This is a genomic window from Paenibacillus daejeonensis DSM 15491 (assembly GCF_000378385.1).
GTDB classification, from domain to species: Bacteria; Bacillota; Bacilli; order Paenibacillales; family Paenibacillaceae; genus Paenibacillus_D; species Paenibacillus_D daejeonensis.
The window spans coordinates 17759-40652 of the sequence record NZ_KB899683.1 but is presented as its reverse complement, the minus strand read 5'-3'; the positions used below and the strand labels follow the sequence as shown (position 1 = coordinate 40652).

General features: G+C 49.1%; 32 protein-coding genes and 1 pseudogene. 29 read left to right on the top strand and 4 right to left on the bottom strand.

Translation table 11 applies throughout. The features are described 5' to 3' along the window. The first annotated feature begins 158 nt into the window (after nt 1–158). From F556_RS0131780 to F556_RS0131680, 22 genes and pseudogenes are all read left to right on the top strand, one after another. Entirely contained in the window at nt 159–473 is a 315-nt protein-coding gene (locus tag F556_RS0131780) for a hypothetical protein (RefSeq protein ID WP_425414025.1), read from the top strand. A gap of 81 nt (nt 474–554) precedes the next feature. Beyond that, nucleotides 555–812 carry an AbrB/MazE/SpoVT family DNA-binding domain-containing protein gene (locus tag F556_RS0131775; protein WP_020621058.1) on the top strand — a complete coding sequence of 86 codons (258 nt, stop codon included), beginning with the start codon at nt 555–557 and terminating at the stop codon, nt 810–812. A gap of 526 nt (nt 813–1338) precedes the next feature. Beyond that, nucleotides 1339–1734 (top strand): hypothetical protein, encoded by a 396-nt coding sequence (locus tag F556_RS0131770; RefSeq protein WP_020621057.1) that lies wholly within the window; start codon nt 1339–1341, stop codon nt 1732–1734. After that, nucleotides 1731–2066, top strand: coding sequence for a hypothetical protein (locus tag F556_RS0131765; protein WP_020621056.1), 336 nt, complete (start codon nt 1731–1733; stop codon nt 2064–2066). The genes F556_RS0131770 and F556_RS0131765 overlap by 4 nt, the downstream gene beginning before the upstream one ends. Continuing rightward, nucleotides 2063–4036, top strand: coding sequence for an AAA family ATPase (locus F556_RS0131760; protein ID WP_020621055.1), 1974 nt, complete (start codon nt 2063–2065; stop codon nt 4034–4036). The genes F556_RS0131765 and F556_RS0131760 overlap by 4 nt, the downstream gene beginning before the upstream one ends. Further along, nucleotides 4036–4314: a hypothetical protein gene (locus tag F556_RS0131755; protein ID WP_020621054.1), complete on the top strand. Its 279-nt coding sequence runs from the start codon at nt 4036–4038 to the stop codon at nt 4312–4314. Before F556_RS0131760 ends, F556_RS0131755 begins: the two co-directional genes overlap by 1 nt. Then, the gene (locus tag F556_RS0131750; protein WP_020621053.1) at nt 4311–5390 is read left to right on the top strand and encodes a recombinase RecT; all 1080 of its coding nucleotides are present in this window, start codon (nt 4311–4313) and stop codon (nt 5388–5390) included. Before F556_RS0131755 ends, F556_RS0131750 begins: the two co-directional genes overlap by 4 nt. After that, nucleotides 5387–6094, top strand: a complete 708-nt coding sequence (locus F556_RS0131745; RefSeq protein WP_020621052.1) for an MBL fold metallo-hydrolase — start codon at nt 5387–5389, stop codon at nt 6092–6094. The genes F556_RS0131750 and F556_RS0131745 overlap by 4 nt, the downstream gene beginning before the upstream one ends. After that, a complete protein-coding gene (locus tag F556_RS0131740; protein WP_020621051.1) occupies nt 6091–6306 on the top strand; it encodes a hypothetical protein in 216 nt (71 codons plus the stop codon). Before F556_RS0131745 ends, F556_RS0131740 begins: the two co-directional genes overlap by 4 nt. Further along, nucleotides 6299–6907 carry a 3'-5' exonuclease gene (locus F556_RS0131735; RefSeq protein ID WP_020621050.1) on the top strand — a complete coding sequence of 203 codons (609 nt, stop codon included), beginning with the start codon at nt 6299–6301 and terminating at the stop codon, nt 6905–6907. Before F556_RS0131740 ends, F556_RS0131735 begins: the two co-directional genes overlap by 8 nt. Before the next feature lie 164 nt (nt 6908–7071). After that, nucleotides 7072–7338 (top strand): hypothetical protein, encoded by a 267-nt coding sequence (locus F556_RS0131730; protein WP_020621049.1) that lies wholly within the window; start codon nt 7072–7074, stop codon nt 7336–7338. Nucleotides 7339–7360: 22 nt separating this feature from the next. Continuing rightward, complete coding sequence (locus F556_RS36820; protein ID WP_020621048.1) at nt 7361–8257, top strand: helix-turn-helix domain-containing protein; 897 nt, start codon at nt 7361–7363, stop codon at nt 8255–8257. Beyond that, nucleotides 8244–8597, top strand: coding sequence for a hypothetical protein (locus F556_RS0131720; RefSeq protein WP_020621047.1), 354 nt, complete (start codon nt 8244–8246; stop codon nt 8595–8597). Before F556_RS36820 ends, F556_RS0131720 begins: the two co-directional genes overlap by 14 nt. Continuing rightward, the gene (dnaB, locus tag F556_RS0131715) at nt 8584–10020 is read left to right on the top strand and encodes a replicative DNA helicase (RefSeq protein ID WP_020621046.1); all 1437 of its coding nucleotides are present in this window, start codon (nt 8584–8586) and stop codon (nt 10018–10020) included. Before F556_RS0131720 ends, dnaB begins: the two co-directional genes overlap by 14 nt. Then, nucleotides 10020–10181 carry a hypothetical protein gene (locus F556_RS38210; RefSeq protein WP_020621045.1) on the top strand — a complete coding sequence of 54 codons (162 nt, stop codon included), beginning with the start codon at nt 10020–10022 and terminating at the stop codon, nt 10179–10181. Before dnaB ends, F556_RS38210 begins: the two co-directional genes overlap by 1 nt. Then, entirely contained in the window at nt 10162–10689 is a 528-nt protein-coding gene (locus tag F556_RS0131705; protein WP_020621044.1) for a crossover junction endodeoxyribonuclease RuvC, read from the top strand. Before F556_RS38210 ends, F556_RS0131705 begins: the two co-directional genes overlap by 20 nt. Before the next feature lie 5 nt (nt 10690–10694). Continuing rightward, entirely contained in the window at nt 10695–11762 is a 1068-nt protein-coding gene (locus F556_RS36815) for a hypothetical protein (protein ID WP_020621043.1), read from the top strand. Nucleotides 11763–11819: 57 nt separating this feature from the next. Further along, nucleotides 11820–11990, top strand: a pseudogene (locus F556_RS39320) (zinc-finger domain-containing protein); the annotation flags it as partial. A gap of 279 nt (nt 11991–12269) precedes the next feature. After that, nucleotides 12270–13136, top strand: coding sequence for a hypothetical protein (locus F556_RS0131695; RefSeq protein WP_245583179.1), 867 nt, complete (start codon nt 12270–12272; stop codon nt 13134–13136). Continuing rightward, nucleotides 13136–13366: a hypothetical protein gene (locus tag F556_RS0131690; protein WP_020621041.1), complete on the top strand. Its 231-nt coding sequence runs from the start codon at nt 13136–13138 to the stop codon at nt 13364–13366. The genes F556_RS0131695 and F556_RS0131690 overlap by 1 nt, the downstream gene beginning before the upstream one ends. 2 nt (nt 13367–13368) lie before the next feature. Next, entirely contained in the window at nt 13369–13962 is a 594-nt protein-coding gene (locus F556_RS0131685; protein ID WP_020621040.1) for an HNH endonuclease signature motif containing protein, read from the top strand. An 18-nt stretch (nt 13963–13980) separates the two neighbouring features. Beyond that, a complete protein-coding gene (locus F556_RS0131680) occupies nt 13981–14328 on the top strand; it encodes a hypothetical protein (RefSeq protein WP_020621039.1) in 348 nt (115 codons plus the stop codon). Nucleotides 14329–14581: 253 nt separating this feature from the next. Here F556_RS0131680 and F556_RS0131675 read toward each other — a convergent pair whose 3' ends face one another. Together F556_RS0131675 and F556_RS0131670 are read right to left on the bottom strand one after the other, a co-directional pair. Beyond that, a complete protein-coding gene (locus tag F556_RS0131675) occupies nt 14582–15031 on the bottom strand; it encodes an RlpA-like double-psi beta-barrel domain-containing protein (protein WP_020621038.1) in 450 nt (149 codons plus the stop codon). Nucleotides 15032–15077: 46 nt separating this feature from the next. Beyond that, the gene (locus F556_RS0131670; RefSeq protein WP_157273037.1) at nt 15078–15647 is read right to left on the bottom strand and encodes a hypothetical protein; all 570 of its coding nucleotides are present in this window, start codon (nt 15645–15647) and stop codon (nt 15078–15080) included. A gap of 354 nt (nt 15648–16001) precedes the next feature. On the opposite strand from F556_RS0131670, the gene F556_RS0131665 reads away from it, so the two are divergent. From F556_RS0131665 to F556_RS0131660, 3 genes are all read left to right on the top strand, one after another. Continuing rightward, nucleotides 16002–16439 (top strand): ArpU family phage packaging/lysis transcriptional regulator, encoded by a 438-nt coding sequence (locus F556_RS0131665; protein ID WP_020621036.1) that lies wholly within the window; start codon nt 16002–16004, stop codon nt 16437–16439. 254 nt (nt 16440–16693) lie between these two features. Continuing rightward, complete coding sequence (locus F556_RS38205) at nt 16694–17278, top strand: zinc metalloprotease (protein WP_157273036.1); 585 nt, start codon at nt 16694–16696, stop codon at nt 17276–17278. A gap of 18 nt (nt 17279–17296) precedes the next feature. Continuing rightward, nucleotides 17297–17866 (top strand): hypothetical protein, encoded by a 570-nt coding sequence (locus F556_RS0131660; protein WP_020621035.1) that lies wholly within the window; start codon nt 17297–17299, stop codon nt 17864–17866. A gap of 395 nt (nt 17867–18261) precedes the next feature. Here F556_RS0131660 and F556_RS0131655 read toward each other — a convergent pair whose 3' ends face one another. Further along, the gene (locus tag F556_RS0131655) at nt 18262–19476 is read right to left on the bottom strand and encodes an AlbA family DNA-binding domain-containing protein (protein WP_020621034.1); all 1215 of its coding nucleotides are present in this window, start codon (nt 19474–19476) and stop codon (nt 18262–18264) included. A gap of 219 nt (nt 19477–19695) precedes the next feature. Then, the gene (locus tag F556_RS0131645) at nt 19696–19893 is read right to left on the bottom strand and encodes a hypothetical protein (RefSeq protein WP_020621032.1); all 198 of its coding nucleotides are present in this window, start codon (nt 19891–19893) and stop codon (nt 19696–19698) included. 326 nt (nt 19894–20219) lie between these two features. Here F556_RS0131645 and F556_RS0131635 point away from each other — a divergent pair, with 326 nt between their 5' ends. The 4 genes from F556_RS0131635 to F556_RS0131620 all read left to right on the top strand — a co-directional run bounded on the left by F556_RS0131635 (nt 20220) and on the right by F556_RS0131620 (nt 22822). Then, nucleotides 20220–20717: a YfbU family protein gene (locus tag F556_RS0131635; protein WP_020621030.1), complete on the top strand. Its 498-nt coding sequence runs from the start codon at nt 20220–20222 to the stop codon at nt 20715–20717. Nucleotides 20718–20913: 196 nt separating this feature from the next. After that, nucleotides 20914–21447, top strand: a complete 534-nt coding sequence (locus F556_RS0131630) for a ParB N-terminal domain-containing protein (RefSeq protein WP_020621029.1) — start codon at nt 20914–20916, stop codon at nt 21445–21447. Continuing rightward, nucleotides 21444–22478 (top strand): DNA cytosine methyltransferase, encoded by a 1035-nt coding sequence (locus F556_RS0131625; protein WP_020621028.1) that lies wholly within the window; start codon nt 21444–21446, stop codon nt 22476–22478. The genes F556_RS0131630 and F556_RS0131625 overlap by 4 nt, the downstream gene beginning before the upstream one ends. Before the next feature lie 131 nt (nt 22479–22609). Beyond that, entirely contained in the window at nt 22610–22822 is a 213-nt protein-coding gene (locus tag F556_RS0131620) for a hypothetical protein (protein ID WP_020621027.1), read from the top strand. The last annotated feature ends 72 nt before the right edge of the window (nt 22823–22894 follow it).

Below are 22894 nucleotides of genomic sequence, written 5' to 3'. Positions count from 1 at the left end.
GAGGGCAAGGTCGAGCTGACGGATAACGGATATCAGCTGACGGAGCGGGGGCGGGCGGCAGTGATGCCGGAGCTCAGGCGATACGAGCACCGCCCGGCCATGGCCATGATGATTGAGCTGCACGTACTTAACCAGCATCAGCATTCAGTGTGGTAGCTATGATAGATGATCGGGTGCTGGACAGGCTAGGAGATTACTTTGTCACTCATCGCGTGGGTGCTTGCTATCGGTTGACATTCGGCCAATTCGTAGAGATGGAGCAGGCTGGCACTTGGCAGCCGCACATGGGCAACAAACACTATGATTTTGAGGCAGCACGCCAGCGGATCGGCGAGCTGACGGCTCTTTACCGGAGCGCGGCCAGGCTTGGCGATAAGGATGCGCAGCAGGAACTGAGAACGTTGGTGGCAGAGATCGAGCGTGAGATCGCGGATGCACATGCTTCCGCAGACAGCAAAATAGCCGTCGGCTAGGACGGCTAAATCAAGGACTTACAAAATTTGATTGCTCCTATGATACCACGCGGCGTGGGGGAGCACAAGGGAGAACTGAATATGAAAGCAACTGGTATAGTTCGCAAAATCGATGAGCTGGGTCGTGTGGTCATCCCGAAAGAGATTCGTCGTTCTTTTAACATTGCTGAAGGAGACCCGATTGAGTTTTTTGTCGATGGGGATCAGAGAATCATCCTTAAGAAGTATCAGCCCGGCTGCGTCATCACCGGAAGCCTGGAGGACCTGGTCAGCTTTGGTGGCAAGATGTACAGCCGCGATGCGATCCGGCAGCTTGCTAGGGCAGCCGCTGAGTCCTGACCGCCTGACGAGTCCGCAGCGGAGCGGACGAAACGCCGGGAGGCGTCGCGGGTAACCGCCGTGGCTTTGGCCACGTTGCTCTTTGAAAATTGAATAGGCTCTATGAGTGGTGGCGGAAAAGGGATCGCAACGCCTGTGCGGTAGAAGTAGGGTGCAAATCCCGGCGTTTAAGTTGCTGGCCTGAGCCTGCTATAAAATCCAATTCGGCTTTGCGGTGAAGTCTGGTCCGGGCATTGAGCCTACCGGCGACCAACGAACAACTACGTGCAAACCGTAGCGGGGTGCAAATCCCCGCCCACTCAACTACATAAGGGAGGAGGATGGAGTTTGGGTGAAGCAGCTGATGCAGTGTTGGAAGGACTGTTTTGCCAGTGCTGCGGGGAACTGATTGACGGCGATGAGCCGGGATACCCCCGGAACTGTGATGATTGTTGAAATAAAAAATAGCCCTTCGCGAGAGGGCTACTTTAAACCATGAACTGCTCCTAGCATACCACGGTATGCCTAGGGCGACAAGGAGGAACCCATGTTTAGAGAATTGCTAGAAGCACTTCAGCCAACAAGAACGGTAGTTCTTTGCAAGATCGAGGAGCCGGTGCTGTCACAGCTGCGCATGCTGGGGAAGGGTCTCATGTTAAATGAGCTAAACTCAAAGGCTGCAGTAGCGGAACATATGTTCAAGATGATTGAAATCGCTGATGCTGATCAACTGTTTAAGGACGGTGATTCGTTTTACAAATCGTTGAAGGTTCCATATTTCACAAGCCCAAGGGGAAAAGAGTTGCTAGAAGAGAACGAGCGACTTACTAAGGAAAGGCAGCAGAAGATGGAGGCGTATCTGCACAGCAAGGATATCTCTCCAGGCCGTGAAGTCACTTTTAATCTTCAGGCTGGTCAGCTCACCGAGGAGGTGCCCCGATGACCATGACCAAGAATGAGCTTGTCGCGAGACTGTTGTCGTTGCCGGATGAAATCGAAACTGCTCAGGTGGATGTTCTGGCTATGCATCAACAGGTGCTTGAAGCTAAGGATCTGCTTCAAGAAAAAGAAGATTCATTGCTCCTTCATAACAAACTGGATGGAAAAAATGCTGAGACCAGGGCAGCACAGGCACGACAATTCACTGGCCACGAGAGGGAATTGCTTTCCGGCTGTGAGCTGCAGTTGAAAAACACTGTATCCCGTCTTGAGCGCCTGCAGATCCAGTTTAAGGCATACCGGGCAGTTGCTGGCCTTATCCAGGTGACGCCATGAAGCAAATCGTACTGGAGCGCTTGACGCTTCGAAATTTTAAGGGATTCCGAGAGCTCGTCGTTACGACGGGCGCCTCGGATCTTGACGTTTACGGGGATAACGCCACTGGCAAGACGACCATCTTCGATGCCTTCACTTGGTCACTTTTTGGCAAGGATAGCCTGAATCGAGCTGACTTTGAAATTCAGGAGCTGGACGAGATCGGCCGTATCCGGCAGCGAAAACTGGAGCACGAGGTCGAGTGTGTTCTAACAGTCGACGGGCGACCGAAGACCTTCCGGCGAGTCTTCAAGGAGAAATGGGTCAAGAAGCGTGGATCCATCAAGGCCACCTATAGTGGCCACGAGACAATTTACCATCTCGACGGCGTGCCGGTCAATAAAAGCGAGTATGAGGCTGAGGTGACCTCCATCATTCCGGAGGAGTTGTTTAAACTCATCACCAACCCATCATATTTCAACGAGGTCCTTAGAAAAGACGACCGTCGCCGGATCCTCATGGAGATCTGCGGGGAGATCCCCGACGTCGAGATTCTGCACAGTAAAAAGGAGCTGCAGCCGCTCGAGAAGATCCTGCAAGAGCGGTCGGTCGAGGATCATAAAAAGATCGTCGCCGCCGCCCTTAAGCGGATAAATGGAGAGATCGAACAGATCCCAATCCGGATCAGCGAAGCTCAGCGTAGCGTGCCTAATGTGTCTGAGCTGAGTGAGGAACTGCTGCAGGAGGACATCGCGTCCCTGCGCGGCCAGGTCACGGAGCGTCAATTGGAGCTGATGGCCGTCCAATCAGGTGGCCGCGTCCAGGAGCTGAAGCACCAATGGACCCAATTGGATGGGCAGATGGTCGATATCAAACGTCGCCTGCAGTCGGATGTGCTCGATGAGATTGCCAAGCAGCGCGATCATGTCGCTGTCCTGCACCGCCAGCTCGATGAGCTTCGGCGGTCAGCGGATGACCGTCAGTACAAGATCCGAACAAACGAGCAGCGCATCACTGCTCTGGATGCGGAGCGCAAGCAGTTGGCCGATCAGTTTGCAGCTGTCAAAGCAGAGCCCTTTGAGCATACCGAGAGCGACAGCTGCGCGGCCTGCGGACAGCTGTTGCCAGAGGACCTCCGACAGGAGGCACATGCCAAGGCGCTGGCAGAGGCCAACCGTCGCAAGGCAGAGCGGCTGACGAGCATCCAGTCCCGGGGTCGTGCAGTCAAGACGGAGGCGGATCGGTTGAGCGAGGAGGTCATCCAGCACAGGGAGGAGTTACAGGCCAACACGGCCAAGGTCCAGCCCCTACAGGAGCAGGCTAAGGCGGCGGAAGTCGAGCTCGAGCGCCTGCGCGGTGGTGTCCAGGATCCAAACAAGGATCCAGAGTACCGCCGGCTGTCCGCAGAGGCCGATGGTATCGCCGCTCAGATCAAGGGGCTGCGGGAGAGCACTCGGCAGGAGCAAGAAAGACTGCAAGGCGTCATCGACAACCTGCAGGCCGAGATTCAGACGTATGAGGCCGACCTGGCCAAGTTCGAACAGGCGGCCAAGCAGCTGGAGCGGATCGCCGAGCTCGAGGAGCAGGAGACGAAGCTGGCTGCCGAGTACGAGCGCCAGCAGCATGAGCTGTTTCTAGCAGAGGAGTTTATCCGGACGAAGGTCAGCCTGCTGCAGTCCCGCATCGATTCCAAGTTCCGTTTGGCTCGGTTCCGGCTGTTTGAGGAACAGATCAACGGCGGGATCAAAGAGGTCTGCGACACGCTGTATAAGGGCGTGCCGTACGATGGCGGGCTGAACAAAGCTGCCCAGAACAATGTCGGTATCGATATCATCAACACACTTTGTGAGCATTACGGGGTCACGGCACCGATCTTTGTAGACAACGCCGAGTCTGTTACCAAACTGCAACCTACAGACTCGCAGGTCGTGCGCTTAATTGTTTCAGAGGACGACAAAAGGCTCCGTTTCATCAGCAGGGAGGCGATCTAATGAAATGTCCACAATGTAGTAACACCGAGATCCAGAGCACGGATAAGTTTTGTAAGGTTTGCGGTCTTAAATTTGGTGAACCACTGACTTGCATCGGATGTGATAAGCATCCGGACGAGATCGAGGAGTACATTGAGGCGGCTGAGCTTAACGACATGACCCCCGTTGAATACGTGCTGGAGGAGGAAGGTACGTACAACGGGTTTGAGCCGGAACGCTTTTACTGCACAGAGTGCTACATCAAAGCGGGCATGCCGCTGAATGGAGGCCAAGAATGAGCGAAGAAGAGAAGCAACAGCAGCAGTATAAGGCTCTCGCTAAGAAGGAACTGACCCAATCAGAGCGCTTCATGAATATGGTTGTGGCGCAGTTCTCGGCGGGCGTGAGTGAAGTGGCTTTGACTCAGTTCCAGAAACGCCTGGCTCAGAATTACTTTATCTCCCTGGACTCCACGCTCAGAGCCGCGGAGGAGAAGCGACTTGCAAAGTCGGAGAGAAACCGAGATGCGACTCCGGTGACCTGGCAGAACATCAACATGGAGAAACTGGCCCGGGATGTTGTGACCTACGCGCGAGTAGGCTTCGATCCTGCCCAGAAGAACCATATCAACATGGTTCCCTTTAAAAATAAAAGAACCGGCCAATATGATATTGGTTTTGTCGAGGGCTACCGCGGCATGGAGCTCAAGGCGGTCAAATATGGTCTGGATGTTCCAGACAAAGTGATAGTCGAGTTGGTTTACTCGACGGACAAGTTCTTCCCCATCAAGCGCGACGCTCGAAACGAGGTTGAGGGCTATCATTTTGAAATCACTAACGCATTCAAACGCGGTGAGATAGTTGGCGGGTTCTATTATCACTCATTTTCACAGGCGCCACACAAAAACAAGCTGGTCATGCTTAGCATCGAGGAAATCCTTAAGCGACGACCCAAACATGCGTCCCCTGAGTTTTGGGGCGGTGAAAAGGACGTTTGGGAGAAGGACGAAGATACCGGAAGAAACAAGAAGACGGGCAAGGAGAAGGTAGAGGGCTGGTACGATCAGATGTGCTTGAAGACGGTAATTCGGGCTGCCTACAACGATATCACGATTGACAGCCAGAAGATTGATGACGATTACCTCCGCCTGAGCCAGCTTGAGCAGGAGTACAACATCCAGTCCGTAGAGGACGAGATCGGAGAGAATGGCAACCGGCAGCGGATTGATATCACGCCGGAGGGTGAGGACGATGACCCGGAACCCGCGTCCGATCCGGAGCCGCCGCCAGCATCCGATAAAGGCAGCGATCAGAAGAAGCCCGCAGCAGATGCGCCGCCACCAAATCCGGATGAAATGGATCTCGACTTCGAGTGATTGAGATCCTGCCACTGGGAAGCAGCAGCGCCGGCAATGCCTACCGAATCACGGACGGGCATACCACGCTGCTCCTGGAGGCTGGGTTGCCGTATAAGGAGCTGCAGCGGGCGCTCTCCTTCCAGGTGACCCAGCTTGCCGGTTGCCTGGTTACACATGATCACGGCGATCACAGCAAGGCCATCAAGGACCTGATGCGAGCAGGCGTCCGGATTTATACCGGACAAGGGACAGCGGACGCCCTGGGGCTGTCCAGTCATCGGCTGCATACCGTGCAGGCTCACAAGTCATTTCGAATCGGCACCTGGACGATCCTGCCGTTTGACGTGGAGCATGATGCGGCGGAGCCCCTGGGCTTCCTGCTGGCCAACCGTGACGGGGACAAGCTGCTCTTTTTGACGGACAGCTATTACTGCCGATACCGGTTCGGTGGCCTGACTCACTTGATGGTCGAGTGCAATTACGCCCTGGACATCGTCCAGGAGCGTGTCGAGGCTGGCCAGCTCCATCCGGCGCAGATGCACCGGCTGCTCCGATCGCACTTTGGCTTGGATCACGTAAAGGATTTTCTACGAGCCAACGACGTATCTAAGGTCCAAGAGATATGGCTGCTGCATCTTTCGGACGGCAACAGCGACGAGGAGCGTTTCCGGCGCGAGGTGCAGGAGGTCACCGGGGCAGTGGTCCGGGTGGCCAAGCGATGACAGAGCCAATTTATGACGAGTTCGGTGTGCCGCTGACTCGCTCCGGCGTGAGCGAGCGGATTTGGGCGCTGTACCACACCGACCCAGAGGCGTTTAAGCGCGAGGTCAAAGAGTACTTTGCACGTGGTTACGAGGGCTGGAGCGTACGCAAGGCAAATTACCAGCAGCGCATCATATGGCTGCGAGACGATAGGAGTCGATCCAATGCTTGATGATATTACTGTTTTTGATTTTGAGACTACGGGCCTTAACCCTGCTACTGACCGCGTCATTGAGTTGGCAGCGATCCGCTGCATCGATGGCCAGATCGTAAGCCAATTTCAAACGCTCGTACAGTTCGACGGCGAGCTACCGGCCAAGATTACTGAGATTACGGGCCTGACAAATGCGGACGTGGCCGAGGGGATGCCGGAGGATCTGGCATTCAAGATTCTGCGCAACCTGGCCAAGGGTAGCCTGCTGGTTGCGCATAACGCGACCTTCGACATGGCGTTCCTCCATTACTGGCTGCAACGTTCCGGTCGTCCAACCTTCAGCAATCATTTTATTGATACCTGTACGATCGCGCGTGACCGGCACACTTTCCCGCACAAGTTGACAGACATGACCGAGCGCTACGGCATTACGCTCACTGGGGCGCACCGAGCGCTCAATGACGTCATCGGTGCCTGGGAGCTGCTCAAGGCTATGCACGAGAGAGAGCCGGTTGATGAGTGGGTTAACAAGCTGGCCTATGTCAGCAAGTACGGTCCGCCGGCATGGGCGCCTGAGCACGCCGAGCTAATACCCGTCAACCTACGTTATGCCGGTTGAAATGGTGGCGCTGTGACGGCGCCAAACTTGAATGGTTTCTATTACGAGACGTCTACTAAAAAATTCGTCTCGTTTTCATTGGGGCGGCGCTTCTACGAGATTCATGCTTCCCGCTGCCGGCTCTCGAAGGAATGGCAACAGAAAATTATGAGGGAGAGATCGATATGAGCAAGATGACGATGATGCAGCACTGGATGGATGAAGCGATGGCTCAGGGGCCTGAACAAGCCAAGGCGCTGCTGGAGGATATGGCGAAGGGCCTTGGTATCCAGGTTACAAGACTGGCAGCAAAGGAAGAACAAATGCCTGAGCTGCTTTCAGACACGATTAAGCAAGTAGCTTCTGGCGTCACGGCCGGAATGATTGTCCATCACGGACAGGTCGGTCACATGCACGTACAGATGTATTCTGTTCGCGAGTCCCAGCGCTAATCAAGATATAGGGGATGTTTGTATGTCTCAAGACAGCTATCCTTTTCCGATGTACTCCGGACTCCTGGATCCCAAACATTATAAGAACATAGGCAGCGCAATATGGTTATTCCTGTGGTGCGTCAGCTCCACGACGAAGGATGTCGAAAAGGATGGAGTATCTTGGGGCATCGTCCTCGGGAATAAGCCTATCAAGCGTGAGGAGATCTCAGCGAAGTTTGATGTTACCGAAAGAACTGTTCAACGTTGGATCGACACTTTAGAGCAAGAAGGCTACATCAAAATTACGAGAGCTCCCTATGGGATGATTTTCTCAGTCAGAAACTCGAAAAAGTTCCCTGATCGTTCGGACAAAAATGTCCACTCTCTGGACAAAAATGTCCAGTCTCTACCCCAAGAGAGTGGACAAAAATGTCCAGTCTCCCAAACAGAGTGGACAGAAATGTCCAGTCTCTCGGACAAAAATGTCCACTCTAATAAAGATATTACAGTAGATATTACAAAAGAAGAGGTGGAGGTGGTAGACGAAGCTGATATGACGAAACAGATACAAGACATTGGAAATCACTTCTTGAAGCGTAGAGGTAGAGGGCTCGAATTGAGCTTGACCGACTACGAAGAAGTAAAGCAGCTGGTGGCTGATGGGGTGCCGTCCCCATTTATTAAGACCTGCATTGATCATTGCTTTGACAATTTCAGGCCACGCCACAAACGTGACAGTATTCGGAGCATATCGTTCATCATCCCTCGCATTTATGATGCTTGGGAGGTACAACGATCGTCCAAAGCCATAACCGGTGCGGTGCCGCACGTGCCGGTCGCCCCTGGCTCTCCGAAACGCACTAAACAGCAACAGCAACAGTTTGATGAGCTGGATCGGCTCATTGCAGAGGAGGAGATGAAGCGTGGAACTGATTGAGGTCGCTAAGCTTTACAAGCACATCAAGAAGCATTTCCCCTTCTTCGATGCCACAACCGACAAAGTCCGTGAGGACCACGAGCGCTATCTCAAGTCCTTCCCAGCAGAGGTAGCCTGGTCTAATATCGATCACCATATTCAAGTTGAGATCGTAACCCCAGGGATCGCACATATCCGCGGCCGCCTGGGCGATCAGATCGACAGCCAACGGAGCAAGCAGGCAGCTGCCGATCATTTGAATCGACTGGAGAGCTGGCGACAACTTGACCAGCCTCCGCCGCCAAACTACTGGCAAAACATTCGCAAGATGATTAAGGGGGCAGGCAATGCTGACGATTGAGGATCTGCCCCAGATTGATATCCCCCGCGATCTGCAAGCCGAGGAGGCAGTGATTGGGTCTGCCTTACTTGACCCTGATGCATTTGCTGTGATCGAGGAGATCCTGCAGGGCGGGGAGTTCTACGAACCAGCTCATGGCCGGATTTTCCGCGTCATGCGGCACCTGACCGAATCAGAGATTCCAATCGATTTGGTTTCGGTCACTTCCAGGCTCCAGGACACGGAGGAACTCAACAAGGTTGGTGGAGTGACGTACTTGTCAACCCTCCTAAACGGAGTGGCCACAACCAAAAACGTCGATTTTTACGCTAGACGGGTGGCGGACGTGTACCTACGACGGCAAGCGATTGAGATGGCGCTCAGCCTGGTCAATGATGCTGCTAGCCAGCAGGACGTCTCCGACTTCTTGGTCAAGGCGGACAAGAAAATGTCCAAGCTCTCCGAGCAAGCCGTGCCTGCGACGGAATTTACGCCGGTCAAAGAGGTCTTGGTGGAGGTCATGGATGAGGCCGAGCGGCTTTACATTGCCAAAGACAACAATCAGGGCATCACCGGCATTCCTTCAGGGTTTGCGGACCTCGACAAAATGACGTCCGGTTTCCAGCGTAATGATTTAATCATTGTTGCTGCCCGACCTTCGGTGGGCAAGACAGCCTTCGCGCTCAACGTCGCTCAGAATGTCAGCATTCGTGTAGGCGAGACACTGGCTATATTTTCGCTGGAGATGTCCAAGGCGCAACTGGTTAAGCGGATGATCTGCGCGGAAGGCATGGTTGATGCGAGCCGTATGCGATCGGGAGCTTTTGAGGGTGAGGATTGGGAGAAGATGGCTCAGGCTGTTGGCCAACTATCCGACGCTGCTATGTTCATTGACGATACGCCGGGAATCACCGTCCACGAGATCCGCGCTAAGTGTCGGCGGCTCAAGAAGGAGCAGGGACTTGGCATGATCCTGATCGACTACCTGCAGCTGATCCAGGGGCGCGGCCGTCGCGGCGCTAACCGGCAGGAAGAGGTTTCCGAGATCTCACGGACGTTGAAGCAGCTTGCCCGTGAGCTGGAAGTACCGGTCATCGCCCTGTCGCAGTTGAGCCGCGGCGTCGAGCAGCGTCAGGACAAGCGCCCGATGATGTCTGATTTGCGCGAGTCCGGATCTATTGAGCAGGATGCAGATATCGTATCCTTCCTGTACCGTGACGACTACTACGACAAAGAGTCGGATAAGAAAAATGTCATCGAAATTATCATTGCCAAGCAGCGGAACGGTCCGGTTGGCACGGTAGAGCTTGCGTTCCTGAAACAATTCAACAAGTTTGTTAACCTGGACCGCACTCACTACAGCACAACTCCCCAGCCGGAAGAGCCGGCGGAGAAGTCAGGTAGCCGGATCCCGGACATGCACCGCGGAAAGGGGAAGGCCTGATGAAAAAGCCGATTGATGCATTATTCCAGACCAAGCGACGGGAAATTATCTTCGACCGTGGCCGGGTGATCGGAGAGGTCTACACCCTGCCGCCAGAGAGCGTCAAAACCCCCTCAACAAATAACGACGGAGGGCAAGACGATGAAACTCCTGGGCATTGACCACGGAACCAATCATGCCGGTTGGGCGACGATGCAGAATGGACGCCTCACAGGCTATGGCCTGCGGAATTATACCAAGATAGAGATGCCCATAGTGCTTGATGCTATTTACCAGGACTCATATCGGATGATAAAGCAGGAAAGTCCAGATTTCGTTGTCCTGGAAAGGCCGGTTCATTTTCGGAATTCGGGAATCGTCATTGCTCTGGTCGGTGCCTATTCGATGGTGACGCTCGCTGCGCTCCATCTCGATGTAAAGGTCGAGAGCATTCGACCTACCGAGCTAAAAATGCAGACTGGAAAGGGAAACGCCGACAAGGAGACGGTCGCCCTGGAGATGGCCATGACCTACGACATTGACATTGATTCGATTGCCATTCCAGTTCACTACACCAAGAGTTGTCCCAAAGGCAAGTACAAGGTGGGTGATATCAAGGATCATTTGTTTGATCCCGCCGATGCTATAGCCCTTTGCTCAGCATTCCACAAAAAACAATCAGGAGCGTGATCAGCATGGCATACACAGATTTTCGAGCCAACCTCAAAAAAATTAACCTCAAGCCTAAGGGTGTCAAAGAGATCGTCTTGGAGGTCTCGGACGATGAGCTTTACGGAAAAATTGACAAGCTCGCCGCATTGCTCGACAGCCGCGTCTCGATCGCTGTCGATTCCGAGTCGGTCAGGTATTCAGTCCCAGTCCACGCTAAGACCAAGGAGCCTATCCACAAGTACGACGTCGATCATCAAGGAGTCGTCACCAAGGTCGTGCCGGAAGGTGAGCAAGCTGAGCTGGATCTGGGCATTCCGCATCCGTCCGAGCCGATCACGGAGATCCCCGAAGAAATCAGCAAGGAAACCGTTGACGCCTTTATCATGGAGTTGCTTGCCCCTAGCTATAACGATCTGGATTATCCGTTTGTCGCTTGGATCCTGCAGCTAAATGATGGCCACACATACCTCAAGATTGCTCAGGATAACGAGATGCCTTCCGGTAAGCTCATTGAGTTAATTGATGAGTACCGTTCCCGGGTTGCTCCGCTGGCTGCCAAATGGGCCGAGTGGAAGAAGACGCAGCCTGTTGCACCGGCACAGCAGCAAACGGATCCGGAAGGTTCCAATGCGGAGGAACCGGGCGAGTCGCTCCAGGAAGGTGACGACGCTGGCCAGCACCAGGAACCTACTGATTCGGGTGACGACATCGAGCTCGAGGACGGCGAGGATACCGACCAGGGCGAAGATCAAACTCCACCATCGGACGTGGAACATGACGACGATGAGCTCTCCGATTGGGAGCAAGAAGTCCTGCAGGGGAATGAGCCTCAGTCCGATAGTCAGCCACCGGAGCCACCGCAGGAGGATAAGCAGCCGGTCGAGCTGAGCAAGGACGAGATCGAAGCTATTATCCTTCGCGATCGTCCTAAGTATGATGAGATTCCCTACGACTTCCCAGCCTTCCTGGAGCGCCGCAAAGCCGGCGAGACATGGATGAATATTGCTCAGAATCTGGGCGTCAGTTCAAGTAAAGTGTCGTCTGAATGGAAGAAATACAAGGAACTCGTAAGCAAGCAATACGGAGCATAACACACAAGCCCGCCGCTCTCCGGCGGGCTTTACTACAAACGTAAAGGGTTGATTATCATGGCGCCAGAATCGCGCGCGGAGGTTGTGCATGCAATCAGCGACTTGCTGGACAGCCATTGCAAAGTTTGTGAGGCCAAGACGGAGCATCACCGTAAATATGGCGGGAATACTTCGTTTATCACGCATCATTGCTCCAAGTGTCCAATCGGGATCGAGCTAGCTGATCTAGGCAAAAGGCTTGGAAATCACGTTAGATCACGTAAGAAAATCAGCCAAGATGAACAAAGCAATTCTGCGAAGCTGCCAGATCGGGACACTCTTCTCTCCCTGCTGGCTGCCGGGAAGACACTGATTCAGATCGAAGACGAACTTGATTTAACTATAGGGTCTCTCAACTACAGGGTGGATAAGTGGGGGCTGCGCGGAATTACTCCTGCCGAGGCTGCTGGAATGCTTGAAGAACCTTCCGTCCCCCGGGAAACCAAACGTGAAAGGAAGAAAACGACCATGGAAAAGACGATAACCAAAGAGCAGTACCTTGCCCGTCGCCTTGATGGGGAGAAACGGACAAATATTGTTCGTTCAATGGGTGTCCCAACACAGAAAGCCTATAACATGCTGAAGGAGTGGGGCATCAAGGAGATTGACGCGGAGGAGCGCGAGCTGGAGATCTACGCTGCCGGCCTGGCCAAGGCTACACCGGAGCCTATCCCCGCCCCTGTTTCTGATGGAGCTGATCTTGCGGGGCAATTAGAGCCGCAGCAAGATGACCTGGCTCTCCTGCAGGAGGAGCTGCAACAGGAGCGTGAGGCTCACGGTAGATGCATGCAGCAGGCCGACGACTTTGCTGCTTCACTCTCCGATCGTGATCGTCTGGTTGCTGAGCTGAGGTCCAAGGTTGCAGATCGCGACAGCCGGATCGCCGACCTGGAGGCAGAGGTCGACCGGCTACGTGTTGATGCCGTGACTGCCGATTCTTCAGATCAGAGATTGCTTGAGCTGCAGGCGGAGTACAAACGCTTGGAGGCTAAATTCCAGGACGTGTACCTCGCCAATATCGACCTGCAGAAGCAGGCCGCCGGATTCATCCAGCTGCGTTTGCCTGTCATCCCAGCGGACGGACCCAACGTGCAGCGAGCGATGATCTATGAGCTTATCGAGACACTTAATAAGAGTGTAGAGCCCGCCGTCATCGAGCGCGGGGACATCATGCTCCGGATGTTTGAGCTACTGCAGCAGATGGTAGCCTTCGTTACCGCTGACATGGCTGAGCTTCTTCCAGGGCAGGATCTAACTGTGCCAGCTCAGCGCTTCTTCGAATATCACAATGCCAGATACATCCAAGCTACAGCTGTTCAGAAAGAGGTGTCGTGATGAGGAACACACTCGGGGATCTGAACAATCACCTTTTCGCCCAACTGGAACGCTTGTCAGATGAGGATCTGTCCGGAGAGAAGTTGACGGAGGAAATCAACAGAGCTAAGGCTGTGACCGGGGTTGCTTCTCAAATCATTGCCAATGGCTCGCTGGTTCTGGATTCGATCAAGCTGGCTGATGACAAAATTAATGCCAACACAGCGATTCCGAAGATGCTGGAGGGATAGCCATGTTTCGATTTTCTCCGGAACAGCGCGATTTTATTAAAACCCATATCAAGGGCAGAACAGTGCCAGAGCTTACGATAATCTTCAATAAACACTTTGGAACGGAGCTTAAGCAATCGCAAATGCGAGCATTCAAAACGAATAACCGACTGACGAATGGCGTCGATTCGACATTTAAAAAGGGTTCCGTGCCTGCGAACAAAGGAAAAAAAGGAATGACGACCGGTGGCGTGGCAACCCAGTTTAAGAAAGGAAACAAGCCGCACAATTATAAGCCTGTTGGATCCGAAAGGGTGAACGGCGACGATTACGTAGATATAAAGATTGCTGATCCAAACAAATGGCGTGGAAAGCATCTGATCCTTTGGGAGAAGCACAACGAGAGACCAGTCCCAAAAGGTCATGCAGTAATTTTCGGGGATGGGGACCGGCGTAATTTTGCGCCGGGCAACCTCCTGCTTGTGTCCCGTAGCCAGTTGGCTATCCTCAACAAAAAAGGGCTCATCCAGGGCAGTGCTGAGCTGACAAAGACGGGGATCATCATGGCTGATATTTACAGCAAGATCGGACAACGAAGAAATAAGCGAAAATCATAACCTGAGAGGATGCGTGGTATGAAGGCCATAGCTGAGACATCACATAAAGTCGAAATTGAACGCGTGTCTGATAACCGGGTTGAGCAGATGAAATCATATTTTGTCAGCTTGAGAGATAATCAGGAACATGATCCCTACTTCATCCATACATTGCAGCACGTGCTAGCTGGCTACCATGCGGCCTGGGACGAGGTCGAGCGGCTCCGCGAGCAGCTGGCAGAGGGGGCGGAGGCGGCGCAGCGCGCCATCGAGCAACTGAAGCAGGCGTCGGAGGTCTTACGGGCGCTTAAACAAGACAATCCGATAATGACACAGGCCCGACGCTACATCGCGGGCCAGCAAGGGCCGGAGGCGAGCGAGTCATGATCTGGATCATCTTGGCTGCCATCGCAGCGATCGGTCTGGTGGCTATCTCGGGCGCCTGGTAGGGAGCCGGAAGCCCAAATGCCCGTATTGCAAGTCTCAGCATATCAATGTAAGTCTGAGCAGGTAAAAGTGATGTGCATGACATGCAGGCAATTTTGTTCAGCTGAGAAATGAAAAAGAACAAGCCAACCAGAAATCTTTCTGGTTGGCTATATAGACTGAAGATGTAGTGGCCATATAATTTTCAATTTTGTTACCATGTCACATAGTAATTTACTTTCTTTTTGCCAAAGTTCACAGCAGCATCGTAATTTGTGTGTCCTGGAGAACTCCCGACGCCGAAGTAGATATCAAACCAGGCTGACGACAGCCCTCGGTTTAAATAAACATCACCCATATCAGAGACAAGAAATGTACTTTTAAACCCTCCGGGGGTAGAAACACCATTACCACCTACTGTAATTATTGCACCATAAGGGAATTTCAAACCTGAGTTTGGACTGCCTCCGATCTTGGGATGAACGGCCGCTGTCACATATTGGCTCGGTGTAGTGCCTGAGTAAGTCAAAGATCCTGAAGGGGCCACATAAGCTGTCACATCTTGGTTAAAATATGTTTCTGTTGTAGCATTTGCTAGGCTTATTGGAATTAAGGTAACACTCAAGGCAATAAGAGCGACTGCGAAGCTTTTTATTTTTTTCATTATATACCTCCTGATTAATGTAAGAGTTTTATTCTCGCTTCTATACTTATTTCATAACTTGAAGAGAAGTAGGGTTAATAGATTCTCCTGTTTGTCCATTAAAATATAGTTTTTTTAACAGGCCTTCTTTGTCAGCTCCTACAACTTCTATTAGATCAAAGTCAATACCTCTAGATAATATAAAGTGGTATCCAGTTGCCCAGCCTTTAGCAGGCATTAAATCGCTTTGTACTTTTTGTATAAGTGCTGAACTGTCAAATTTAATCGCATCTATTGAATCAATTACTTCATTAATGCTTGTCATGTCAGTAGTGGGTATTGTATTAATAATTTCTCTATCGTGAAGCGTGTAGATGATTGATTTTGGAGATCCAGGTACAGCAAAAATCATGTTCCAATATCTTCTTTTGCCGTCGATTCCTTGTTCAGGACCAAAATCGCTATCTACACTAGAGATTAGATATAATTTAGCTTTTGGATCCCAGTGATTTGCTTTTGAAAGTCCTATCTTGTACGCGTCTAGCAAACTAATTTCAAAATGCTCATCATTGTGAATACCGGCCTGTTCGCTATCAGTCTTATAGAGCCAAATTCCATATGTTATTACCGTGATCATAGCTACAGAAATGAATAACAATACATGTTTCCTATATTTTTCTGACAGTAGGTATTCACACTCCTTCTCGCTTTGATATTTTAAGATTCAGGGTAACGGTGTGTATGCAAAGTATATAGAATTTATACCTAAAATTGGTATGGGTATTTGTATCGATAATATCGACAATTTATTTCGGGATGTTTATGTGTCGAAATTTCGTAAAAAAAAGTATTCCCGCGATAAATGTTATTGGTTATACCTCTAGAGCTATTAACTAACGAAAAGAGCCCCCACACCTTGGCCGGCCCGTGGGGGCTGTTCATTCATTTAAACCCACCACTATAATATCATAACGAAAGCGGTGGGGGTAACATGCAAAACAAACAGGACATCTACAAGGTAGACGAGGCGGCTACCCGGGCAGCGGTCGAGAAGTATCTCCTGCAGGCCAGGGAGTATGCCATTACTGAATACATCCCAGAGGAAGCGAGTGTCACAGCTTCCTACAGCAGCATGCCCCGCAGCAACACCAACGTTACCAGTGACCAAACAGGAGAAATAGCCAGTACTAACGTTGATGAACCAGAGCGGCGGCGGCAGCATGTCCAGCGTGCAAACCAAGCAATTAATAGGCTTGGTGCCAGGCAGAGATCTCTGATCAGTATGCGATACATGGACGATGATAACGTTTTGGATATCGACGTTGCTTGTGAAATGGACATGAGCCCTCGGCACTATAGACGCATTAAATCACTGGCACTCTATCGGCTAGCCACAACTCTAGGACTGATCGTCATAAGTGACGATTAGTCTCTTTTTTTGCAGATATAATCAAAATGCAAATTATGAAATTCAATTTTCTTCATCGCTATCCTTATTTATAACAATAAACAAAAAAATTATAAAACAAATTTTAATGCTTGAATTAGCCTTTTTATTCGTATATAGTAATCTTGTGGTTTTGTCTAGGAAGATTATTCCTAAATGGAAACTGCATTTTTTTTGTGAAGGGAGAGAAATTTTTTAATTGAATTTAGAATAATTGATAAGGGAGAGATCAAATTATGAAAAAGCGAGTTTTGTTGATAACAATTTGCGGGTTGTTATTATCTTCAGTCGTTGCGTTTGCGCAAATAAGGTTATATCACAATATCGGATTTGGAAACTCGGCAAAAAATTTAGTTGTCTGGAAAGATGCATCTGTATCCACTTACGGATACAATTTATTTACAGATAACGGTATGTCCGGTTGGAAGAATATTTCTTCAAACTTAGATTTCACAGTATCAACAGCTTCTACCCCTCCAACTTACTTTAGTGTTCCGATTTATGTAGGTCAAACAATTCCTGGTTGGGATGTCACTGGTGTTGTGGATTATCACACTTATCAATTTTGGGGATGGAGCGAAGTAACTGAAGATGCCTATAGGGATAGAGCACGTATACGCATGGATCACACAAATTTACAAAGAGCTCAGTACTCTCAAAGACAGTATATTTTTACTCATGAATTCGGTCATGCCTTTGGTCTCTTCCACAATAATGGTGCAGGCGTTGCGTCTGTAATGAGAGATCATACGGTGAATTTTAGTCATAACACTCCTCAAGCTGCTGATAGAGCGACTATAAGAGCAAAGTACGGAAATTAAAATTAAGGAGGGACTTTTATGAAATCTAAAAAAACAATAATTACTACCTTTGTAGCAGTAGCATTGCTAGTTTCAGGATATATATACGCCGATAGTAAAGTAATCAGTTCAAATATAAGTGCATTTTCTTTTTATCATAGTACATTGGATGAATTGGAAGATCGTACTGAATTAATTGTCAGCGGTAGCCCTATATCTAGTAAGAATCACGTAACTTACGATGAAGAAGGATTTAAAGATGAATCATTTACAATTACTGATTTCAAAATTGAGAAGGTGTATAAAAACAACTTGAAAAATGGCTTAAATATCGATGATGTAATAAAAGTTGCTGAGCCGATTTACATTGTGGATAGAGGACTAGTGCCTGGGAAAATTGAATTTTCACCAGAGGGATATAATAAAATGGATGGTGAAAGTAGATATTTATTAGTATTAAGACCGGATTTAACATATCCTGATCTTAATGTAATTGTCGGTACAAACCAAGGTATCTACAATATTGATAATGATGCAAACATAATGAGTAGAACTGACAATGCCGTTGGATTTAAACAGGAACTCATAGAAAAGTACGGAGTAGAATAATATGAAGAACCCACGCTCCAGCGTGGGTTTTTTATTTTTATTTTGTAGTAACAGACTTACCAAAGGGACATTATGCATAATGAAACCAATCTAATATCAAGTCAATGTTGCAGAATCTTTAGTAGCATATGGTGATCTCGAAGTTGGACGAGTTGGAGAGCTGCAGACACCATGTTGAGTATAAAAAAAATGCTATTGATCGCCTGGGCGCCAGATAGAGGCATTTGATCTGCATGCGCTACATGGACGACGACGTTCTCGATTTGGACGTTGCGGCTAAACTATATATGAGGTTGAGACACTATCGCCGGATTAAATCGGTAGCCATTTTCCGCCTAGCCACATCATTGAGAACTGCTTGTTCTTATGGACGAGTAGTCCATTTTTTATAATCTTTATCTACTCTTTACCCATTGGCCTTGGGCATTATAACTATTTGAATTGGGGTATCCAGCAGCGTTCCACATCGCATCAAAAGCAGGCTTAATGACTATTGATAGTTCATTAATATCTGTTGGATAGGATTCTATAAGAACTTCGGGTAACAATAAATCTTGTTCTTCAATGAAAATATGATTAGGTCTAAAATATGATTGAGGTGTAACAAAATTGAAGCCCTTAACACCCAGCAAACTTATCATAATAACTAAAGGTGGACTTATTCCAAAATTCGGGAGGGCATTTAGATATCGCATAACCTTATCGAGAATTTGTTCTTCAATGTATGGTGCTGGGAGAATTTTGTTGCCATTCTCCTCTTCACGAAGGATACCTCCAGACTCAACTGATTCTATCACACCTCGTCTGTTCAAATGGACATACGTATGTGGAGCATTATCCCCTGGCCATGCTGAAAACGTTATAAAACCTTCGAAATTATACTTATAGTCTAGTCCAGTCGTAAAGAAGGGCCATAGGTTTGAAGAGTGATCAGGAGCTATGGATAAATCAATCGATTCCTCTCCAAATGAACTGAAAGGCACTAAATGTACTGCGAGTATAGAATTATTGAACTTTAATTCTGTGTATCCAGCATTATTTTTTAATTTTGAAATACGAGAAACACGTAGATCACGTACTTTTTCCGAAACGCCGGCTGAAGCAAGAAAAGCGGAGCGAATTTCTGTTATATCCATTGGATGTTTTCCTGCAGAGTTTCTTGTATAAAACCTTTGAGTTCCACCCATGTGAACCATATGAGGGGAGTTGAGACTGTTAGGAATTCTGATTAACAAAATATACTGACCTGACTCTAATATTATTGCTTTTATTTGAATACCAAAAATACGAGGTTGAATGTTTGCTCTGATTATATCTTCCATTTGTCTTATAAGGGTGTCAGGGTTGTCAATGGAAACACCCAATAACTCATCGGGTCTGCCGGTTGGTTGATTGTTGTTGCGAATCTCCGATATGCCATATATTAACTCACCTCCGCCAGAGTTCGCGAACGCGGAAACATCATATAAAAATTCGCGTCTATCATCACCTGTATTTCCAGGTAATTGCTCTTTATAATCAAGGACACGACTTTCTTGGACTTGAGAATTAATGAGTTGTTGGATATCGGCTTCATTAATTTGATCTATTAGCTTACCTATAAGTGACAAGATTAGCACCCTTTCCAAATTAGTGATTTTTGTATATTGACACAAGTAAATGGCCGCTTTATGGCCGCTCTATGTCCGTCCACGTGCAAAAAACCATGTTATGATGTTATTGTCCGGTAGCTGAGCTGAACACCTGGAACGCCAATGCGAGCAGCGTTATTGCAGTGGCTGCAGCAGCTACTCTGCCGATAATCGGCTTCGTTATGTAATACATGAGCTTCATTCCTCCTGTAGTATATAGAACTGGTATTGGCTCTTAACGTAATAGACACCGTTGATCCGTGCCGCGTCCTTGATGTGTCGCTCGATCTGGCCGCCGTAGTCTTCCAGTCTATTGCCGTCCCAAACTTCCACCTGTAGCTGGCGGAGGAAAGCATCATTGATGTCGGCGGAAGTTTGGAGCTGTACCTTTTTCATTAAAGCCACCTCATGCTTTTTATTTACTGAGAGGAATACAGCGGAATGCAAACTGTCCAAACAATTATAGCGAAACATAAGGCAGCAGTAATTTTAAATCTCTTATCCTGAAGTAAAATTAACATAAAAATGAATGACACAATTGGAATCACAAAAACGGCAACCCAAGAAAAGATCCCTACCAACTACATTTCCTCCTTTTAATACGTTGAAGTCGCGGATGAATGAAGAATCTTTCTTTCCATCCGATCCACCTCTTACTATTCATATCACATATTGTCTGATATTGGTAGGCGGTGTATGATAATAGTGAGGAGAGTGATAGAATGCTGTCTAAGGCAGAAAGGGTAATTTTAGCAAATCAATATGAGATTATGAAAGCGTTGGACTCTGAAGCTTCAGATTACTACGAATCGAAAATTGCAATTCTCCGCGGGGGCTATTCTCGTTATTATGGAGAAATACTTGATACTGTTGATGACGATTTTCCAGAGGAGATCAGTGATGAAGTAGTAAATATCCTTAGGATGTTTAGATCCTTATTATTCTCTTACCAGGATTTGAGTGATGAAGAGAAGTCTGATGTTCTTCAACGTAAAATCTCTTTCAAAGGATTTGATGGTAACGAAGAAGGGGATCACTATAACTTTTGCAAATATTTGTTGAATGATGCTGATAGCTTTCATGAACTACAAACTTCCAAAGGTTACAATAGCCATAGAAATACACTTCCGGGGTATAGAAGAATGCTTCGCAAGTGGGAAGAACTCAAGAAGAAAGACAATTTAAGCTTTAACGATATCAATCATATTGTTGAAAACTAAAGTTTGTAGGCGCTTATATTACAATGTTTAATGCTGAAAGGCGGTTCAAAAGTGTAATTGATAAGATGGATTCATCTGGCTCCCCCGGGGAATGTAGGACCTTCGAAATATATGATTACGAGAAGTAACATGGAAAGCACCTGCGGGTGCTTTTTTCTTTGCAATAATTCCAACTTAATTCAAGGAGTGAATGATTATGCGCATCGTGACCATACCCATTGAACAGATTAACGCTGCAGCCTACCACCCACGTGCGGACCTGCAGCCTGGCGATCCAGAGTACGAGCAGTTGAGCGAGAGCATCGAGGCGTTTGGGTATGTCGCCCCGATCATATGGAATGAGCGCACCGGCAACATGGTCGGCGGACATCAGCGGCTGAAGATCCTGCGTGCGCGTGGGGACACAGAGGTAGCTGTATCGGTGGTTGCACTGGATGAGCGACAAGAGCAGCTGCTCAACTTGGCACTCAACAAGGTCCAGGGAAGCTGGAATGATGAGTCGTTGGCCAGCTTGCTACAAGAACTGATGGAGACTGGCGATGACGTCGAGTTGTCCGGATTTAAAGATGAGGACATCAAACTTCTGCTCTCTGAATTTACGGAACCACCTGCGGATCAGCTCGGCGACTTTAAGAACAAAGAACTGGATGTCGCTGATTTTGACGAATCAAAGTTCGACTGTAAATGCCCGCGGTGCGGATTCGTGTTTAACAGGGATGATCAGTCATGAAGCGTCCATCTTGGAACTGGCGCCTGAGTGACTTGGCCAAGGTCAAAAAGAATGACTTGAAGGTGTTCAGCTGCTTCTCTTGTGGTGGCGGATCGACAATGGGATACAAACTTGCCGGGTATACGGTGTTGGGGAACGTCGAGATTGACCCGCAGATGATGAAAATCTATCAACAGAATCATAACCCTCGTTTCCCTTTTATGATGCCGATTCAGGGGTTCTTGAAGCTGCCTGATGAGGAAATCCCCTCAGAGCTTTTTGATTTGGACGTGCTGGACGGTTCCCCACCCTGCAGCGTCTTTTCTGTTTCAGGGGATCGAGAGGACAAGTGGGGGAGTGAGTTTGCCTTCCGCGAAGGCCAGGCGGTGCAAAGACTGGATGATCTTTTCTTCGATTATCTTGACGTGGCAGACCGGTTGCGGCCCAAGGTCATCGTTGCGGAAAATGTGAAAGGGATGATCCTGGGTAACGCCCGTGGCTATGTGAGCCTGATCTTATCCCGTTTTAAAGAGATGGGATACAGAGCGCAGCTTTTCCTTCTCAACTCGGCCACAATGGGCGTCCCGCAAAAGCGTGAGCGAATCTTTTTCATTGCTGTGCGTGAGGATCTCAACGTGCCGCCGTTGCAGCTGGATTTCAATGAGGATTTGATTTTTTATGGGGATGTTCGTAGTGGCGAAGGCAAGCTGCTCAATCTGGATAAAGAAACGTTCAAACGGTGGTCCAGGAAGCGCCCGGCTGATTTGAGCATGGGGGATATAACGGAGCGTGAGAAGGGCAGGGCGAGTGACTTCAATACAATCATCTTGAAGAACAACAAGGTTCCCAACACGCTTGCCAGCTCATCGTGGTTTCTTCGTTCCGACGAACCATGCAGGATCAGCGACATGGATTCGATCCGGATCCAGACGTTCCCAGAGGATTACGACTTCATGGATGCTGGCGTCTCCTATGTCTGTGGGATGAGCGTCCCACCCTTGATGATGCACCGAATTGCAGAGCAAATCCATCTGCAGTGGTTCCCAAAATAAAAAGAGAGGCGCGACAACGCCTCTCCCACTCACCAGGTTGCCCCGGCTGAGATAGCGGCCCGCCGTGCACGGCTTTTTGCGAATATCCGCTATCTCGTTTTCCATCATACTGGAAAGTCGAGGGAACCACAATGGGAACAAAAAGTGACGATTTATTGTTGAAGCATGAAATAGAGGTTATCAACGGCATTATTGATTCCAAGGAACAATATCGCAAAATCGTAAAGGCAGCCATTACTCGGTGGGTTCGGGATTTTCAAGAGAACCGCATCGAGATCAACACGGTCGACGATCTCCGCAAGCTCATTGAGCTCGACATCAAGCTGCAGAAGGATAATTTTTAACGCTTTTTGTATTATTATCATTGATCCATTCCGCAGAGGGCTATAAGGCCCCCTTTGGAATGGGTCAAAATA